14 protein-coding genes and 3 tRNA genes are annotated in these 18,542 nt (G+C 59.0%); 8 read left to right on the forward strand and 9 right to left on the reverse strand.

Features of this window, described 5'->3' with window-relative positions; translation table 11 throughout:
- Positions 1-17 precede the first annotated feature (17 nt).
- Together OGI63_RS04035 and OGI63_RS04040 are read right to left on the reverse strand one after the other, a co-directional pair.
- On the reverse strand, positions 18-410 hold the full coding sequence (locus OGI63_RS04035; RefSeq protein ID WP_004268763.1) for a DUF488 domain-containing protein: 393 nt from the start codon (positions 408-410) through the stop codon (positions 18-20).
- 242 nt (positions 411-652) lie between these two features.
- Positions 653-2,170: a glycoside-pentoside-hexuronide (GPH):cation symporter gene (locus OGI63_RS04040; RefSeq protein WP_004268765.1), complete on the reverse strand. Its 1,518-nt coding sequence runs from the start codon at positions 2,168-2,170 to the stop codon at positions 653-655.
- Between the two features lie 309 nt (positions 2,171-2,479).
- On the opposite strand from OGI63_RS04040, the gene OGI63_RS04045 reads away from it, so the two are divergent.
- Positions 2,480-5,683: a glycoside hydrolase family 2 TIM barrel-domain containing protein gene (locus tag OGI63_RS04045; protein ID WP_004268767.1), complete on the forward strand. Its 3,204-nt coding sequence runs from the start codon at positions 2,480-2,482 to the stop codon at positions 5,681-5,683.
- Positions 5,684-5,785: 102 nt separating this feature from the next.
- Here the strand turns inward: OGI63_RS04045 and OGI63_RS04050 are convergent, their stop codons facing one another.
- Positions 5,786-6,781: a LacI family DNA-binding transcriptional regulator gene (locus tag OGI63_RS04050; protein ID WP_004268769.1), complete on the reverse strand. Its 996-nt coding sequence runs from the start codon at positions 6,779-6,781 to the stop codon at positions 5,786-5,788.
- Positions 6,782-7,214: 433 nt separating this feature from the next.
- Here OGI63_RS04050 and OGI63_RS04055 point away from each other — a divergent pair, with 433 nt between their 5' ends.
- Positions 7,215-7,823: an HAD family hydrolase gene (locus tag OGI63_RS04055; RefSeq protein WP_004268770.1), complete on the forward strand. Its 609-nt coding sequence runs from the start codon at positions 7,215-7,217 to the stop codon at positions 7,821-7,823.
- Between the two features lie 126 nt (positions 7,824-7,949).
- On the opposite strand, the gene OGI63_RS04060 is transcribed toward OGI63_RS04055, so the two are convergent.
- Positions 7,950-8,345 carry a hypothetical protein gene (locus OGI63_RS04060; protein WP_004268771.1) on the reverse strand — a complete coding sequence of 132 codons (396 nt, stop codon included), beginning with the start codon at positions 8,343-8,345 and terminating at the stop codon, positions 7,950-7,952.
- 146 nt (positions 8,346-8,491) lie between these two features.
- Here OGI63_RS04060 and OGI63_RS04065 point away from each other — a divergent pair, with 146 nt between their 5' ends.
- Complete coding sequence (locus tag OGI63_RS04065; protein ID WP_004268772.1) at positions 8,492-9,082, forward strand: DUF4190 domain-containing protein; 591 nt, start codon at positions 8,492-8,494, stop codon at positions 9,080-9,082.
- A gap of 179 nt (positions 9,083-9,261) precedes the next feature.
- Positions 9,262-9,762, forward strand: coding sequence for a DUF4190 domain-containing protein (locus OGI63_RS04070; protein WP_004268776.1), 501 nt, complete (start codon positions 9,262-9,264; stop codon positions 9,760-9,762).
- Positions 9,763-9,859: 97 nt separating this feature from the next.
- On the opposite strand, the gene OGI63_RS04075 is transcribed toward OGI63_RS04070, so the two are convergent.
- From OGI63_RS04075 to OGI63_RS04090, 4 genes are all read right to left on the reverse strand, one after another.
- The gene (locus OGI63_RS04075) at positions 9,860-11,203 is read right to left on the reverse strand and encodes an ABC transporter substrate-binding protein (RefSeq protein WP_004268778.1); all 1,344 of its coding nucleotides are present in this window, start codon (positions 11,201-11,203) and stop codon (positions 9,860-9,862) included.
- A 245-nt stretch (positions 11,204-11,448) separates the two neighbouring features.
- Positions 11,449-13,536, reverse strand: a complete 2,088-nt coding sequence (locus OGI63_RS04080; RefSeq protein WP_004268781.1) for a beta-galactosidase — start codon at positions 13,534-13,536, stop codon at positions 11,449-11,451.
- Positions 13,537-13,577: 41 nt separating this feature from the next.
- A complete protein-coding gene (locus tag OGI63_RS04085) occupies positions 13,578-14,558 on the reverse strand; it encodes a carbohydrate ABC transporter permease (RefSeq protein WP_004268783.1) in 981 nt (326 codons plus the stop codon).
- Between the two features lie 19 nt (positions 14,559-14,577).
- Positions 14,578-15,546, reverse strand: a complete 969-nt coding sequence (locus OGI63_RS04090) for a carbohydrate ABC transporter permease (protein ID WP_004269047.1) — start codon at positions 15,544-15,546, stop codon at positions 14,578-14,580.
- Positions 15,547-15,832: 286 nt separating this feature from the next.
- Here OGI63_RS04090 and OGI63_RS04095 point away from each other — a divergent pair, with 286 nt between their 5' ends.
- The 4 genes from OGI63_RS04095 to OGI63_RS04110 all read left to right on the forward strand — a co-directional run bounded on the left by OGI63_RS04095 (position 15,833) and on the right by OGI63_RS04110 (position 17,308).
- Positions 15,833-16,831, forward strand: coding sequence for a LacI family DNA-binding transcriptional regulator (locus OGI63_RS04095; protein WP_012754413.1), 999 nt, complete (start codon positions 15,833-15,835; stop codon positions 16,829-16,831).
- Positions 16,832-17,021: 190 nt separating this feature from the next.
- Positions 17,022-17,095, forward strand: a tRNA-Asp gene (locus OGI63_RS04100).
- 36 nt (positions 17,096-17,131) lie between these two features.
- Positions 17,132-17,205, forward strand: a tRNA-Asp gene (locus OGI63_RS04105).
- A 27-nt stretch (positions 17,206-17,232) separates the two neighbouring features.
- Positions 17,233-17,308: transfer RNA gene (locus OGI63_RS04110), tRNA-Phe, on the forward strand.
- A 144-nt stretch (positions 17,309-17,452) separates the two neighbouring features.
- Here OGI63_RS04110 and OGI63_RS04115 read toward each other — a convergent pair.
- Positions 17,453-18,478 (reverse strand): glycosyltransferase, encoded by a 1,026-nt coding sequence (locus OGI63_RS04115; protein ID WP_004268787.1) that lies wholly within the window; start codon positions 18,476-18,478, stop codon positions 17,453-17,455.
- Positions 18,479-18,542: the final 64 nt, after the last annotated feature.

The raw sequence follows: 18,542 nt of genomic DNA on the forward strand, positions 1-18,542 counted from the left end.
TCGGAGGAGCGGGCGGTTCATTGAACCTTCTGGCGCTCCTCGACGTAGTCGCGTAGAATGCGTGCATGGTTCACGAGCGGGTCACGCGCGCCATACACGAAAGTGACCACCGGATGGTCGGCAAGGATCTGTTCGAGCTGCTCCACTGCGGGATTGGCGTCGAGTTCACGCCGGTAGCTTTCGGCGAATTCCAGAATCGTGTTGGGATTGTGGTTCCATGCCTTGCGTAAGTCGGTGCTCGGGGCGATCTGCTTCATCCACAGATCCAGATGTTCCTTCGCCTTCGACATGCCACGTGGCCATAGGCGATCGACGAGAATGCGGTATCCGTCATCCGGCTCGGCCGGTGCATATGCGCGTTTGAGTTGAATCATTGCCATGACACACAGTGTATGCCGCTTCGAATGCATGGGCGATTGTTATACGACGGACTGAATGCGTGTGTCGTATGCGATGGCCCGCCAGGATGCCGTTCTTGTTCTATTGCCCAGCAGATTCATTGGCGCCGTGTCTGTGTGCTACCTCGTGTTTTCCGCTATTGGGATAAGTTGTTTCGGAAGTGGATAGAGGGGGGTACGCACACCCTAGGAGAAGAAAGGTGCGCGCACTGGTTTTGCACGTCGTTGTGCAAATTTGTCAAGACGCGGTCATGTCACCGTTCCGTGTTCGCAGAGTCAGCAAGCTGCGTCTCGAGCTCGCGAACAATCTGCGCATGGCGCTTCTCGTCGATGCGCACCGTGAGCAGGAACACGATCAGGCTGAGCACAATGCCGGCGGACGGCACAATGTACGCCCAAGTGGTGAACGTATGGATGTTCGCACTCGTCATATCCGCGGCGGAAGCCGATCCCACCATGCCAGCAGCCACTGCGACGAAGCCGACGATGCCGTTCGAGAAGGCGCCTGCGATCTTGTCGAGCATCGGTCGCACGCTCAGCGTCACCGCCTCGTTGCGCTGCCCGGTTTTGAGCTGTCCGTATTCGATCGAATCGGTCATCGTGAGAATCGCGGTCATCTGAATCGTTTGCGCAGGCAGATAGAACAGAATGAGCGCGACGAGCACGACCGATAGATTGCGCGGGGCCGCAATGAACAATGCATACCCGAGAATCATGAGCCCCATGCCTCCGGCGAACAACCATCGACGTGGGATCACACGGTTGAGCAACGGATACAGCGGCGTGGTGACCAGGCCGGTGATCACGGGAATCACGCCCGCGATGGCGAAACGCTGCGGCATGCCGAGCACATAGGTGAACTGGTAGAACAGCACGCCGGTGGTCGCCACGTTCGCAATGGCATACAGCAGGTAGCTCAATGCGGTCCACAGCAGTTGGTCGTTGTGGGCGATGGCCTTGAACGCGTCAAGTGGGCCGCAATGGGAGTCCTGTTTGCGTAGCTCGCTCGAGCTCTCACGTGTACCGAATGCGACGGTCCACGCGGTGATGAGCCCCAGCAGTGCGACGATGATGGCAAATGCAGTCCACCCCGGTTGGCCTTCGCCCTGCTCGCCGGTGAATTTGAAGGTGAAGTAGCTGACGATGGGAATGACGACGACGGTGATGCCGTTATAGCCAAGCGAACCGGTGAGCGTGCCGAGTGAAGTGTAGACGCTGCGTTCATGCGAATCGCTGGAGAGTGCCGGAATCATGCCCCAATAGGAGATGTCGCGCGCCGAGTAGAACACGTCGAGCAGAATGAACGTGACAATGAACAGCGTGATGAACCAGGTGGTGTTCACGTTGACGAGTCCAAACAGGCCGGTGAACACCACCACGAGCAGCACGGAGGGCACAATGCCTCCGATGAACTGCCAGACGCGGAAACGGCCCCACTTGGTGCGCGTGTTGTCGACGATATTGCCCAAGATCGGGTCGAGGAAGATCTCCGCGATGCGGATGGCAACGACCAGTCCGGTGATCAGGGCTATCATGCGCGCGGCCACGGCCTTGTCGGTGCGCGCGAACAACGCCGTGGTCACGTAGGTCATGAAGAACGTGCTCATGGCGTTGTAGAACGCCGCCTGACCAAGATTGCCGAAGGCGAAGGCCGCGCGCTGGCGGATTAAACCGTGTCGTGCGGTCTTCGGGGTGGTCGAACGGAGCATGTCGGAGGATGCGGCAGACGACGCTGTCTGCCCGGCACCCGCTTGGAATTTGTTGGTGGTCATGTGACCTAACCTCCTTCATTGGCGATTACAGTTCATATACTATACATGATTTACTAAATTTGTTTACCGTGTGTTGGTGTCGATCTGTCTAATTATCGATTGCTGCAGTATTTGAAAATCGGCTCAGGATATATGTTTCATGGATATATGCTCTTTCTGTGTGAATGTCTGTCTATGAAGAGATTGCGCAATGTGCTGAATTCTTGTTGCGTGATATTGGTAAATAGTTTACTATTGCGTAGTACACCGAAGTACAGAGCCGACGGTACCAGCGTTGGTGCCGCGGTCAAATGCGAGTCAGGAGCAACGATGAACGAGGAGACCTTGCAGGAAGTCGCAGAGGAGAAGGCGACCGAGCCCCCGCGCAATGATGTGCCGTCCACTGATGGAGCTCTGCGATCCGAAGAGCCGACGGCGGCGTGGCTGACCGATCCCCGTGTGTTCGCGGTCAACCGGCTGCCGGGGCATACCGACCACAATTGCGCCGACGATCAGTCCGGCGCGTTGAAGCAGCACCTCGACGGCGAATGGGCGGTGAAGGTGGTGCCCTCGCACTTGGATCGGCTCCCCACGGAGGGCTTGGATGAGCATTGGCAGCACGCCCACCTTCCGCCGGAATTCGCATCGCGCAGCTTCGCCGATGGCGACTTCACCCGTGTGCAGGTGCCGGGGTGTCTGGAGATGCAGGGGCTCATGCGTCCGCAATATGTGAACATCCAATATCCGTGGGATGGCCATGAAAATCCGCAGGCACCCTCCGTTCCCACAGACAATCTGGTCGCACTGTACCGGCGTGCGTTCACTGCCGATGATCGCGTGGGCGAGGCGCTGTCCCGCGGGGAGCGCGTGAGTCTGACCTTCCACGGTGCGGCGACGGCGATCTACGTGTGGCTCAACGGCGTGTTCGTGGGGTACGCAGAGGATTCCTACACCCCCAGCGAGTTCGATGTGACCGAGGCGCTGCATGCGGGGGAGAATCTGCTTGCCGTGGCGTGCTTCCAATATTCGAGTGCGAGTTGGCTGGAAGACCAGGATTGCTGGCGTTTCCACGGATTGTTCCGCGACGTGGAGCTGGAGGTGCGACCTCACGCCCATGTTCGCGACATGCTTGCGCATGCGGATTGGAATGTGGATGCGCAGTGCGGTGAGCTCGCCGTCGAACTCGATCTCGACGGGGCGTGGTGTGCGGCCAATGTGGAGCTGCGGCTCAGCACATGGGAAGAGCACGCAGACGGCGCGGCCCTGCTGTGGAGCGCGACGGTGGAATCTGCTCCGAAGATCCGCTACGCCACGACATGCGAACAGGTGCTGCCGTGGAGCGCGGAGCAGCCGAATCTGTACGTTCTCGAGGCTGTGGTGCGCGATGCGAACGGTCGTGTGCTGGAAACCGCGCGCACGCGCATCGGATTCCGCCATGTGGAGATTCGCGATGGCGTGCTTGTGCTCAATGGCGAACGCATTGTGTTCCATGGCGTCAACCGGCACGAATTCGACGCGCGGCGCGGACGCAGCGTCACCGAGGAGGACATGCTGTGGGATGTGCGGTTCATGAAGCGGCACAACATCAATGCCGTGCGCACCTCGCATTACCCGAATCAGACGCGGTGGATGGAGCTGTGCGACGAATACGGACTCTATGTGATCGACGAGGCCAATCTGGAGACGCATGGCAGCTGGAATCTGCCCGGTGACACGGCCGATGGCGTCTCGATACCGGGGGACGACGTGCGTTGGCAGCCGGCTTGCGTGGACCGTGTGGAGAGCATGGTGCGCCGAGACCGAAACCATGCGTGCGTGGTCGCGTGGTCGCTCGGCAACGAATCGTACGCGGGCGATGTGATCCGCGCGATGGGGAATCGCTGCCGAGAGCTCGACCCCACCCGGCCGGTGCACTACGAGGGCGTGACCTGGAACCGTGAATACGACGACATCAGCGATTTCGAATCGCGTATGTATGCGAAGCCCGATGAGATTCGCGAATACCTGGAAAGTGATCCGGCGAAACCGTACATCTCCTGCGAATTCATGCATGCGATGGGCAATTCGGTGGGAGGACTGGGTGAATACGTCGCCTTGGAGCGCTACCCGCAATACCAAGGCGGCTTCATCTGGGACTTCATGGATCAGGCACTATGGCAGCGGCTCGACGACGGCACGGAACGCCTGGCCTATGGCGGCGATTTCGGCGACAGGCCGAGTGATTACGAGTTCAGCGGCGATGGCATTGTGTTCGCCGACCGGACCGTGTCGGCGAAGGCGCAAGAGGTGAAGGCACAATATGCCGGCGTGCGTCTCGAACCGGATGGGCGCGGTGTGCGCGTGACCAATACGAATGCGTTCCAAGGCACCTCGGGCACCGTGTTTGTGGCGCGGATGCTTCTGGACGGACGTGAGGCATGGTCGAAGAGCTATGAGTTCGAGGTGGCGGCCGGAAGCGCCCGAAGCTTCGACATCGGCTTCCCTGACGTGCACAGTCTGCCCGACGGTGGCGTCATGCATGAGGTGGTGTATGAGGTGAGTCAGCAGTTGGCGCATGACACCGCCTGGGCGGAAGCGGGGTATGAGATCGCATGGGGACAGGCCGTGGTGCGTCCCCATGCGAGTGGCCGCAGCGGGTCGAAGATGAATGATGCGTTCGATGACGACAATCTGCAGATCGTCACTCTCGGGCGATGGAACGCCGGAGTGCGTGTTGGGCAGCGTGAGATCCTGCTGTCGCGCACGCATGGCGGAGTCATCTCGTTGCGCGACGGTGAGCGTGAATATGTGATTCGTGTGCCGAAACTGCTCACGTTCCGCCCGCTCACCGACAACGACCGTGGCATGAGCTCCGGTTTCGACCGCGTGCAGTGGTTCGGTGCCGGGCGGTATGCGCGCGTCGTCACCGGCGTGGGCCAGGTGTACCGCGACGAGCTCACCGGAGATCTGTGCGGCGAGTACTGGTATGAGTTGGCAGACGGCGCGCAGACGCAGGTGCCGATTCGTTATCGTATCGATTCGCAGTTGCGCATGCATATCGAACTTGAGTATACGGGGTGTGCGGGTGCGCCGAGCCTGCCGGCTTTCGGATTGGAGTGGATGCTGCCGAAACAGTATGAGAATCTGGAATTCTATGGTCGGGGGCCTGCCGAGACCTACCGTGACCGCAAGCGCGCCAAGCTCGGCATCTGGAACACCACGGCGCAGGCGGACATGGCGCCGTATCTGGTGCCGCAGGAAACCGGCAATCACGAGGATGTGCGTTGGGCCTATGTGTTTGACGCCGATTGCCATGGGCTGCTCGTGGAGGCCGACGACTCGCTCGCGCTCAGCCTGCTGCCGCACAGTTCGTTGGAGATCGAAAATGCCACACACCAGAACGAGTTGGCGCAACCACGTCATATGTTCCTGCGCCTGCTCGCAGGGCAGATGGGCGTGGGCGGCGACGACTCGTGGGGCGCTCCTGTTCACGATCGGTATCTGCTGCCGGCAGACGAACCGCTCAAGCTGGCCGTGACAATCAGCATGCTCTGACTCATGCATTCCGAACATGACGAACCCGTGTCTGTGTGCACGGGTTCGTCATGCGGAGGAGTCTGTGAATATGACCAACCAGTGCGCACGCGCACGTATGAGTCATGATTTGCTTGGCAGACTTTCGCGGCGAACAAGCTCGGTGCTCAGCAGAACATGCCGGCGCACGTGCCTGTCGCGCGCGATGGCGTCGGTGAGTGTGGTGAGCGCCGCATAGACGAGTTCATGCAGGTCGATGGCGTAGGAACTCAGCGGCGGTGCGGTGTACTGCGCGATCGGCAGATTGTCGACGCTCACGACGGCGATGTCCGTGGGCACGCGCACGCCGGCCTCTGCGAAGGCTTGCAGCACGCCGACGGCCATAGGGTCGGAGCCGATCACGAGCGCGTTGGGAAGATCGTCGGGGTGGTCGGTGAGGAGACGAGCGGCGAGTGCGCGTCCGTTGCTCACGGTGAACGGGCCGTCGGCGTAGATATACTGCTCGTTCGGCAGGCCCAGGCGCTTGCTCCAGTCGCTGAATGCGAGCGAGCGAATGTCTTCGGTGTGGTTGTGCAGGCCCATGATCGAGCCGACGCCACCGATGTAGCCGATGCACGTGTAACCGTCGACGAGAAGTGTATCGAGGGCATCGAGCATCGTTTGGCTCAGGTCGGGGCGTACCGAATCGAACCAGTCCGGCGCCGGATTCGTGTCAATGAACACGCCGTAGCGGAGTGCGTCGCGCAGGTGGGCCAGATCGGTGCGCTGGAAAGAGGTGGGTCCGGTGGCGACGAAGCCGTCGTGGTCGTCGGCGTGTGCGATGAGACTGTCTATCGAGTCGAAGAAAGTGAGCGTCGTGCCCTGCTCGGCTGCGACCTTGCGCAACTCGGTTTGCAGCGACTGGAAATAGGCGTCCTGCAATTCGTCGAATTGTGGCGGCACGTTGAGCACGGCTATCGAACGGCTCGTGAACGCCCGGTAGCCAAGTTCCGCAGCCGTGCGCATGATTCTGCGGCGTGTGTCCGCCTTCACCTTGAGGGTGGGGTCACCGTTGAGCAGACGGGAGACAGTGCTTTGCGAGACGCCGGCCTGCTCGGCGATGTCTTTGCGAGTGACCATGGATCCCCTTCGTCTGCGTGAGCGGTCTGTGGTTGAGGATGGGGCGTGCGTGAACGGATTGCGGTATGGCAGACCCGATCCTTCGGTACATTAATCTACCACGCTCCGAACCGCCGCCCTCCGTCGATGCGGGACGTGTTTTGATCAAGCTGCCTGTGGCGGTTACCGCCGCCATGTTATCCCGTGTTCCATGCTCGTGCAACAGGTACCGGGCCATTAATCTGACCACTTTGTTTGTTTACTGCACCGTAACCGTGCGTGGGCGAGCGGCAAGCCCACTTCCGGCAGGATCGAGATATCGAGAGAAGGGAAGTGGTCATGCAGGAATTGGAATATTGCTCGACGATTCGGTGCGCGCGGCGAGTGGAGCGGCCGGCGGTGCAGTGGAGGAATCTGGTATGTGAATGCCTGCTGCAGGCGGACGGGAGAAGACATGCCGATCACCGACGTCGTATTCGACTACTGCGGAGTGCTGCTCGATTGGCGGCCGGAGCTCACCATGGAGGGCAAGGTCGACACGTCCACCATGCGGCGTCTGCTCGATCATGCAGATCCTTACGGATTCTGGCACTACGATCTGATGAGCGATCTCGGCTGGAGCGAGGAGCAGGTGCTGCGCGATTTCGCGCGACATCACCCGCACGATGTCGCGCTCAACCACGCAATGCAACTCTATTTCGCGAATTACACGCGCGCGTTCGCCGGCATGGTCGACGGCATGCCGGAACTGCTCCGCACGCTGCATGAACGTGGATATAGACTCTGGGGCCTGACCAATTTCAGCACGCCGTTCGTCACGCTTGCACACAGAGAATTCCCGGCGCTGCGTCTGCTCCTCGACACGGTCGTGTCGTCAGAGGTGCGTTGCGCGAAACCGGACGCGCGCATCTACGAGATCGCGATGGAACGCTTCGGCATCGATCCGGCACATGCCATGTTCTTCGACGACAAATATGAGAACGCGAAGGCGGCGAGCGAATCGGGCATGCATGGCGTGCAGTTCCTCAGCGCAGACCAGGCGATGCAGGCCATACTCGGGTAATCCGCGAATCCATGCGCCATCATTGTGCGCAGGGCATATCGAGTCCGTCGGGCCAGTGCGAATACATATGGGAAGGGGCTTGCCCATATGGGCAGGCCCCGACGGAAACCGCCGTGTTGAACCGGCCTACTTTGCGAGGGAATCGCGTACGCGGGTCACCGCGCTCTGCGCCTCGCTTGGAATCTCGCGAATATGCTGCGAAATCGTGTCCATTGCCTTGCGCACGTCCTTGTTCCGGGCGATCTGGCGGCTCTTGTCGCTGGCCAGATGCTGCATGTTCTCCTTGAACTCGTCGAGATTGGCGGCCGCCTTGTCGAGTTTGCCCTTGCGCTGCAGCATCAGAAGCACCACGATATTGATGCACAGGCACATCACGCTCGTCACGATGAAGCAGATGATCACCGCACGCCGCAGATTATGTTCCGTTGCATCCGCATCAGCCACATCCGGATTGTCGTCTGGATCGTTGAGATCCTCGATGTCGCGTTCGGTCAGCTCATCACTGGTCTTGTCTTCTGCCATGTCTACCTCGTTTCCCGCGCATGTGCGCGTTTTCTGATTCCACGGTACGTCGTCTGCACGGGATGCGATGCGCAGTCTTCTCTCGGCGTTATGTACGAAATCGTGCTGAATGAGGAGCATGCGGGGATAGGGGACGGAATTGGAATATGCGCCTATGCCGTGCGTTCTTGCAGTATGCTTTGCATATGACTGCAAACGATACCCTCGGCTCACCGTACTCGTCTCCGGACCCCAATGAGCATGGCGACAATCCGTACGTCGGAGACCCCGGCTACTCACAGGTCCCTCAGCAGGCATACACGGCACAGTATGCGACTCCGCAGCCAAACTACACGCAGCAGTATCCTCCACAGGGTGCCTACGGTTATCCCATGGCTCCGGTGGACCAGTGGAACGGCATGTGCATTGCCGGTTTCATCTGCTCGTTCTTCTTCCCGCTCGTTGGCCTCGTGCTTTCGATCATCGCGCTCGTGCAGATCAATAAAACCGGCGAGAAGAGCCGAGGCATGGCCATCGCCGGCATTGTGATCGGCGGCATCTCGACGGCGCTCGCTCTCATTGCGATCATCATGGTCATCTGCGGATTGGCGATTGGGCTCGGCGCGCTCGCCGAAACAGGATGGGACGATTACGAGTACCACTACGATACACACAGTGACTACTCGCAGTTCGACGAGGTGGGTGCAGATTACCTTGCGCATATACGCTCTGTGGACCAGCTCATGAAAACGGCATGATATTCCATGCGGATGGCATAACGGTCATCCGCGAAACCGATTCCTGCGGGGTCTGGCCGAAAGGTCGGGCCCCGTTTCGATTGCGGGTTTGCGGGCTCCCATATGGCATCGGTATCGTGCATGAGTGCTTCGGCATGGGCGCCGAATGCGTCGAGGGGGGTGGCTTGTAGTGTGGAGGCATGACGAATTACCAGCCGAATTACGATTCGAACAATCCATATGGGCGGGGATTAAGTGAACCGCCGATGCAGCAAGAGCCGAACCAGACTCCGTTTGCCCAGCCACAGTATGGTGACTATGGTGCGCAGGGCAATGCCCAGCAACCATATGCCCAGCCGCAGTATGGCCAATATGCCCGAGGGAGCGGCCAGCAGTACGGGCAGCCGGACTACACGCAGAACATGTCGAATTACGCTCCGTATGGCCAGTGCAACCAAAGCCAGTACGGCAATGGTTACTCGCCGGAGCCCACGACATGGAACGGTTTGTGCATCGCGGGTTTCGTGTGCTCGTTCCTCGTTCCGATTGTGGGGCTGATCCTGTCGATCATCGCGCTCACCCAGATCAACAGGACGGGTGAGAAGAGCCGTGGCATGGCCATCGCCGGCATTGTGATCAGCGTCGTCATCTGGCTGTTCTCGTTCATATTCATGGCGTCCGGGAACAGCATCTTCTTCTAGGAGCGTTGCGGCAGACACACGGGCAGGGGCGCCAACCATTTCTTCGAATGGTTGGCGCCCCTGCCCGTGTGTCTGCCGCAACGCTCCTAGAATCGCGCTACTCCTTCATCGTGAAGCCTTGCTCCTTGCCGTAGTCGATGAGTGCCTTCTGCCAAGCGGCCACACCTTCCGAAAGCGGCTGGTTGCCGGTGTAGGATTTGCCGAGGTAATCACCGAAGACACCACGGGCCTTCACCTCGAATGGCAGGAACTGATACCCCGTAAGGACGTCCGCCGAGGCCTGTGCGAGGACCTCGTTGTACTTTTGACCGCCGAAGTAGTCTATTTCCTTGCCGTCGGAGTTCTTGATGGTGGTGGCGTTCTTGAAATAGTCGGCTTCGAGGGAGGCCTTGTCTGCGGGGAATGCGCCGGTTTCGACGTGAGTTTTCACGCCATCGCCATGAGCGACGTACTCGATGAAGTCATAGGCTGCCTGAGCCTTGGGGGAGGACTTGAGCACGGCCAGCGACGATCCTCCGTTTTCCGCATTGGCTTTCTCCCCATTCGGTGTTGGCATCAGTGCCACGCGCCATTTGCCTGCGGCAGCCGGAGCCGAATTGACAAGATTTCCGGGCATCCATGCGCCGGTCAGCAGGGATGCGATTGTGCCGTCCTGCATGCCCTTGAACCAGTCCTCGGACCATCCTACGGTCTTCGTGTCGAGGAGCTTCTCATCAAGCAGCTTTTGCCAGAACTTCTCGAATTCCTTGACGCCATTGTCTCCGGTGAGGTTGATTGTCACATCCTTGCCGTTATTGGTGGTTTGGAATGGTTTGCCTCCTGCAAGCCAGGTCATCGAATCGAAGAAGCCTGCATCGCCGCTGTCCGAAGTGATGTAGTATTCATCGCCGAGGGCGTGAATCTTCTTGGCCGCCTCGTAGTAGTCATCCCATGTCTTGATCTTCTCGCCGTCCACGCCGGCCTTGTCGAAGATCTCCTTGTTGTAGAAGAAGGCCATGGGGCCTGCGTCGATTGGCAATGCGTACACCTTGCCGTCTATTTGCACTGACGACCATGGTCCCGGATTATAGAAGTCTTCGTATCCGCTCGTCTTATCTGTGATGTCAAGCAGATTTCCCTTGATCGCATATTGGGGCAATGCGTAGTACTCGATTTGGGCGACATCGGGGGCACCGGACCCCGCTTCGATCGCGTTGTCGAGCTGGGTGTATTCCTTCGTGTTGGTTCCCACGTTTTTCAGGTTGACCTTGATGCCTGTCTTCTTTTCGTAGTCGGCTGCGATTTGCTTGAGCGAGGGGTCCCATGCCCACACGTCGATTTCCTTGACGTTGCTTTCCTGTGATGGTTGCCCGCTGTTCGAGGAGCCACCCCCACAGGCTGCCAATGGTATGAGCATGGCTGTTGCGCCCAGGAAGGCGATTGCGCGTGTGCTGAACTTCATTGTTCTTCCTTTCTCCATGTTCGCGCGTTGCTCCGTTGCATGCATTCGCGAACCTTGTCGATGAACACTGTAGCACCGATTTTATGTTTGCGCAAACATATGCGAAAAAGCTTAAAATCAGTACATTTGAAGATTGATGAATGCAATGATGTGCAACGTAAACATCTATTGTGTCGCACATCATTGCATCATCGTGATATTCGGTTGTGGGTGTTCTGCCTCCGTGTGCGAAGGTGTGGGGCTGTTCAGCGCCTGAACGCCAGAACGCCGTTTGGCTCGAGGGTGACCTTGTCGGTGCTGTCCGTTGCCAGGCTGCATATGAGCATGTCTCCAGCAGGACGGTCTGCGGTGACAGTGTTGCGGGTGCGGTTGAACAGGAATTCGAAGATGGCTCCATCCTCCTGCTCCCGAACCACGCGGAGCACATCGCCGGCCCGCGGGTCTGCATCGAGCTCGAATCCGAGCGCCGCACATATCTCCGGCAGGCTCTGGCTGATGCCGTCCCTGCCCAGCTTGCCGGCAATGTAGGCCACGCCGCCTTCGTGGTAGGGGTGCACGGTGATGGCGGCCCTACCGTCCATACCCGTGGCCGGATCCGCCTCGAAGGTGGCGAGCACGGTGGTGTCATCGGCGATTGCGTCTATGACGTCGGCGAGATCATGCACGACTGTGCCGTTGCTGACGTCGAGGTGGTCGAGCATTCCCGGGAAGAGCGTGCCGAGTGGGCAATGTTCCTCGATGCGAACGCCGACGACGTCGCCGATCAACCCGGGCCAGCCTTCCGTGTGCAGTCGGTCGTGCTCATCGGCCAGTGCGCTGTAGTACGTGACGAATGCCTTGCCTCCATTCCTGACAAAGGTGCGTAGACGTTCGGCCATCTCCTCACTGAACAGGTACACGCAGGGAATCACCACGGCGTCATACGTATCCCATTGTGCGTGGATGGGTGTCACGTCCGCGGTCACGCCGCGATTGGCGAAGGCGGCGAACCAGTCGAGGGGCTCCGTCCATTCGCGTATGTGTTGGGTGGGTGTGGCCGTATGCTCGGTGGCCCATTCGGACTGGATGTCTTGCACAATGGCCACCCGTGCCTTTGAAAGCTTCGAGCGCAGTATGCCGGCATCGCTCAATGTGTCGAGGTCTGCGCCCAATGCGCATACATCCCGGTAGATCTGCGAATGCTCCCCTGCCAGTGGCAGCATGGCCGAGTGGAACTTTTCGGCACCGGACCGCGACTGGCGCCACTGGAAGTAGCAGATTGCGTCCGCGCCCATTGCCAGATGCAGCATCGAGTCGCGGATGAGCTCACCTGGCTCCTTGCGGGGGTTGATCTCGCGCCAATTGACTGCGGAGGTGGATTGCTCCATGAGGAACCAGGGCTTCTTCCTTGAGATGCCGTCCACCAGGGAGGCGGAGTATGCCAGTTCGTCGATATGCCAGCTGCCGGGGGTGAAATAGTGATCATTGGACACGAAGTCCACCTCGTGGGCCCAGTCATCGTAGTCGAGCGTGTTCTGCGACGCGCTCACCATGAAATTGGTGGTGAGCGGAATATTCGGCGTCACTTCGGACAGCACGTCGCGTTCGGCGCAGAAGAACTCCTTGAGCGCGTCCGAGCAGAAGTGCTTGAAATCGAGCAGGCGCCCCGGGTTGGTGAAGTTGCCTTCGCCGCCCACATAACGCGGCGGCAGGATCTCCTCGAAGGAGTTGAGTCGTTGGGACCAGAAGTTCGTTCCCCACGCGGCGTTCACCTTGTCGATTGTGCCGTACCGGTCGCGGCACCACTCCCGGAAGGCCTGCACGGCGTCATCCGAGTAGTCGAAGTAGTTATGGCAGCCGTATTCGTTGCCTACGTGCCATGACACAATGGCCGGGTTGTCTTTGTAATGTTCGGCCATTTCGCGGCATAGGCGCAGGGCGTATGTGCGGAATGTCGGACTGGTGGGACGCCAGTGTTGACGGGCTCCGGGCCATATGACATGGCCTTGCTCGTCGCGCCGCAGTACCTCGGGATGTGCGCTCGTGAGCCACATGGGCGGCGAAGCGGTGGCGGATGCGAGGTCAACGGCTATGCCGGCCTTGTAGAGCTTGTCGATGACGCGATCAAGCCAATCGAATTCGAAATTGCCGTCACTCGTCTCGATGTTCGCCCAGCTGAAGATGGCCAGGGATACGATGTTAACGCCAGCCTGCTTCATCAGGCGAATGTCTTCGTCCTGTACGTCTTCGGGCCATTGGTCGGGGTTGTAGTCCGCACCGAACCAGATTTTCCGGTCGTTGCCTGGCAGGGGCTGTGGCCAACGGTGCGCACGATGTTGTGTGGATGCTGACATGGAGTCACTCCTTCTTCATTGGATGGTTGAACGCGAATGTGTCATTCCTTGACCGCACCGGCAGCCAGACCCGACTGCCAATACTTCTGCAGTAGCAGGAACGCCACTACGAGCGGGATGATGGTGATCATCGATCCGGTGATCACGAGGTTCTGAATGGCCTGTCCGCCTGCGGTGGAGGCCTGGTCCTTCCACTGGTTCAAGCCGATGGTCAGGGGGTACCAGTTCGCGTCTTTCAACATGATGAGGGGCAGGAAGTAGTTGTTCCATGTTGCCACGATCGTGAACAGCGCACAGGTGACGATGCCGGGGGAGAGCAATGGGAGTGCGACGGTGAAGAAGGTGCGCGCCTCGGAAGCGCCGTCCACCCGCGCAGCCTCAAGCAACTCGGTGGGCACCGCCTGCTCGGAGAAGATCCACATCAGGTACAGGCCGAATGGGCTGATCAGAGAGGGGATGATCATGGCCCAGGGGGTGTTGGTCAGACCGAGCTTGGCGAACAGCAGGAACTGTGGAACGGCAAGGGCGATGCCCGGAACCGAGATGGCCCCGATGATCACGGCGAAGACGGCCTTGCGGCCCGGGAAGCGGAACTTCGCCAATGCATATCCTCCCATGATCGCCAGCAATGTGGCGCCCCCGGCGCCCACGATCACGTAGAACAGCGTGTTGAGGAACCAGCGGCCGAAGATGCCGTCCTGATAGGTGAACACAGTCTTGATGTTGTCCCACAGCGCAAAGGTCTTGCCGAATCCCAGACCGAAGGTGGATGTGAAGTCCGCCTGTGTCTTCGTCGAGTTGATGAGGATGTACAGGAACGGGAAGAGGCAGTAGATCGCGAAGACAGCGCATACGATGGTGAGCAGCGTTGACTTGCGGGGATTTGCCACGTTGGTGAAGCCGTTCTTGCGACTGCGCTTGCGTTCCGCACGCTCGTCCTGGGCGATTCTGCGCTGGCGATCGCGTTCTATCCTGCGCGCATTGCGGGTGTTTTGGATATCCGTGGAAACTGTGGTGGTCATGTCGATCTCTCCTTGAGTCTTACTTCATCTGGTCCTTCATGCTGCGCAGCTGCACGGCGTATGCGATGGCCATGGTGATGATGGCCATGACGATCGCCAGTGCGGCGGCATAGTTGCTTTGGTTTCCGGAGAAGCTCAGATTGTAGGCGTACATGTTGGGCGTGTAATACGTGGTGATGGTGTTGCCGGGAACCATGTTCTGCATGATCGACGGCTCGTTGAACAGCTGGAAGGATCCGATGATGGAGAAGATCACCGTGATCGCCAGCGAACCCTTGAGTTCAGGGAGCTTGATGCTTTTGACGATCTGCCATTCGCTCGCGCCGTCAATGGACGCAGCTTCGTAAAGGCTGTGGGGAATGGTGGACAGGCTCGAGTAGAAGATGAGCATGTTGTAGCCCGTGAACTCCCAGGTCACGATATTGCCGATTGCCGCCAGCAGGACGCTCGGGGCGAGCACGTCGATATGCGTGCCGAACCAAGCGTTCAGCGAGCCGACCAGACCGTACTTGGCCCCGTACATGAATGCCCAGATCAACGTGGACACCACGGCCGGCACCGCATATGGAAGGAAGGTGGAGATGCGGAAGAACTTTGTGCCGTGAAGCTTCATCGAGTCGAGTGCCAGGGCCATGAGTGCCGCCAGGCATAGCATGATCGGCACCTGGACGACGGTGAAGATGGTCACGCGTCCCACGGACGACCAGAAATGCGGGTCGTGGAAGAGTTTGATGTAGTTGTCGAATCCCACGAACTGCGTGCCGCCGATCATCTTCGTCTGGAAGAAGGAGATGTAGATTGCGTACAGGATGGGAATGATGAACACGAATACGAATACCAGGGCGAATGGCCATAGAAACTTCCAGCCCCGCCAGTCCGCGTGATGCTTGTTCACCCGAGCCGATCCTCCGGTTGTCACGGCGTTCGCCGCAATCGCCGCGGCATCTGGCGTGCCCGCTGTCCCGGGCGATTTCGTTGTAGAAGTCATCTTGCCTCTCCTTTGAGGTCCCGTACCGTTCATCTGTGAGCGGTGCGTCTGCCTTGCTTGCGCTTCCGAGTTCGAACTACTGTGTCCGCATTCAGAATGTTTACGCAAACATAGTACATCATCGTTGGAAATCAAGTCAAATTAAGCTCACATTGTTTATGAGCATAAAATGCATGATTGCGCAAACAGTTGCTATCATTGATATATTGGCTTCGACGAAGATTCCATATTTGTCACATGTCGGCGTTTTGCGAAAAGTGGGTGAGATATGGCAGGGTCAGTTTCGATGAAGGACGTGGCGAGGCTGGCGGGCGTGTCGTCGCAAACGGTCTCGAGGGTCGCGAACAACAGCAGCGAGGTGAAGCCGGAGACGCGCTTGAGAGTCGAGCGTGCGATGGAAGAGCTTGGGTATAGGCCGAACTATGCGGCGCGCGCGTTGAAGCATGGGTCGTTCAAGGACGTGGGTGTCGTCCTGTTCAATATGACGTCATACGGTGATTCGCACATCCTCAACGGCGTTGTGGATGCGGCGAGGGAGCATGGATATGCGACGACGATCCGGTCGTTTGAACAAGGGTGTCCCGCGACTTTGCAGAGCGCAATCGACCAGATGAAAACGCTGCCGGTAGATGGAGTTGTGTTCATCTTGGAGCAGCAAGTGGCGGATTTCAATACATTCGTGCCGAGTGTCGAGTTGCCGGTGGTGCTCGTCTCGGAAGAGCCGTCGGACCATTGCCCGACGATCGATTCAGATCAATATGGGACGTCAGTGGTGCTGGTGGACTATCTGTTGGCGAAGGGGCATCGCAACGTGTACCACATTGCAGGCCCGTCGTATTCGGTGGCGGCGCAGAGCAGGCGACGTGGGTGGGAAGATGCCCTGAGGCAGCAGGGAATCGTTCCGCCGTCCGTGTACATAGGCGACTGGGAGGCCGACAGCGGGTATCAGGCCGGTCTGGCACTGGCGCATGAACGCGACTGCACGGCGGTGTATGCGGCGAATGACCAGATGGCGTACGGCTGCATCCTCGGTTTGCGCGAGGCAGGCAAGCGCGTGCCGGAGGATGTGAGTGTCGTGGGCGTGGACGATTCGCTGCAGGGCATTGTTCCCTGGCTTGAGCTGACCACGATGCGAGAGAAGTTCAACGAGCTTGGCCGTGAGGCGTTCGGGATGATCCTCGCCCAATGCAACGGCGACAAGCTGCCGGTGGGGGTCAAGACCGTCATTCCATCGGTGCTTGTGGAACGCGGGTCCGTCTCCGAGGTGGAGGATCGGGGCGCGTGAGCATGGTCTGGCTGACCGTGCGTCGGTGATCGGTTGCTTGCGGCAGGTGCAGGCGTTTGCAATCTCGCTATGTCGTGACCGATCCGCGGTCCTTTGCGAATCCATCATATTCGACACGCCGGATTTGCGTTGAATGCGGAATCGAGTAATATTTACATCTGTTGTCGCGATGGAAACATCGAGAAACAACGGCCGCGTAGCTCAGTTGGTTAGAGCGCCGCCCTGTCACGGCGGAGGTCGCCGGTTCAAGTCCGGTCGTGGTCGCTAGGTCTTAATGATTCTAGCGAATCTTAAGATTGAGGCCGCGTAGCTCAGTTGGTTAGAGCGCCGCCCTGTCACGGCGGAGGTCACCGGTTCAAGTCCGGCCGTGGTCGCGATGTTGGAACCCTGTTCCAGCCTCTGGCTCTGTAGCTCAGTTGGTAGAGCGAACGACTGAAAATCGTTAGGTCAGCGGATCGACGCCGCTCGGAGCCACCACTCAATCCCTTGCTTCGGCAAGGGATTTTTGTTTTTCAGGCCCATCTGCCGCACTATTCCATCCGCCGAGTGCCAGATACGACAAAGAGCAGGGGCGATGCGAACGCGAATTCACATCGCCCCCTGATAAGGACCGCTGAGTGGTTACTGCGCGGTTGTGGTCCCCGTGATTGAGGAATCCTCGGATTGCGGTGCACCATCCGGGTCGAAGGCGGTATTCTCGTCGATCTCCTCGAGACCGGGAATGTCGGTCGGCGTCTCCTCCACGAACTTCTCGATGCCTGGCAGGTCGGCAAGCGGATCGCCTTCCTTGCGCGCGAGCTTGGCCTGTTCGCGGAACCAGATGCGCACGGCCGGATTGATGTCTTTCGATTCCAGGTACTGGCGGTAGATCGGGAACATCGCGTGCAGCCATGGGTACATCAGGTACAGCGTGCGCTCCGACTTGTGATTGCGCCAATGCTCCGGATGTGCGGCGAAGGTGTTCTTGAAACGCCTCATGTAGTTGCGGAACGACTTGAACGACGTATCCATGCGGCGTGCGGAGATGCCGCAGATCATACGGCCGGAATACACGGTCTTGAGTCCGCGGCCAAGCAGATGCAGCGAGATGTCGATGTCTTCGTGCATCACATCTTCCTTATCGAGGCACACCTCGTCATGAATGAGCTTCCATGCCGAAGCACGCAATGCCATGTTGGAGCCGAACAGCAGCACCTGACCGCCGTCCGCGCGGTAAGTGTGGCGGCGCACGCTGTCGTCGCCGCGCAATGCGATTTTGTGGGCGGGCATGTCGTAATAGGTGACCGGGCCGGTCGCTCCCATCGCCTCGGCATCCTCGGTGAAGATGCCCCGCACCACCTCCACCCAATCCGGCTTGAGCATGCAGTCGGCATCCACGCGTCCGAGAATGTCGCCGGTGGCATGGTTGAGTCCGTAGTTTCGCGTCGGAATGAGACCCTGCTCCTCATCCTGATGGAGCAGCTTGACCGGGAGGTCCGGATGTTCGGCAATGTAGCGCTCCACGATTTCCACGGTATGGTCGGTGGAACGGTTGTCCACCACGAGCACCTCGTGCGGCATCACCGTCTGGCGGGTTGCGTTGTCGAGACAATCGACGATGCGTTCCTTTTCGTTCCACGCTGGGATGATGATTGAGACTTTCAGCATGCCTTCTACAATATGAGTTCACCCGTACACTCGGGCACACATACGATGATGGCGAATTTAGGCG

The sequence above is a fragment of the Bifidobacterium sp. KRGSERBCFTRI genome (assembly GCF_025908335.1).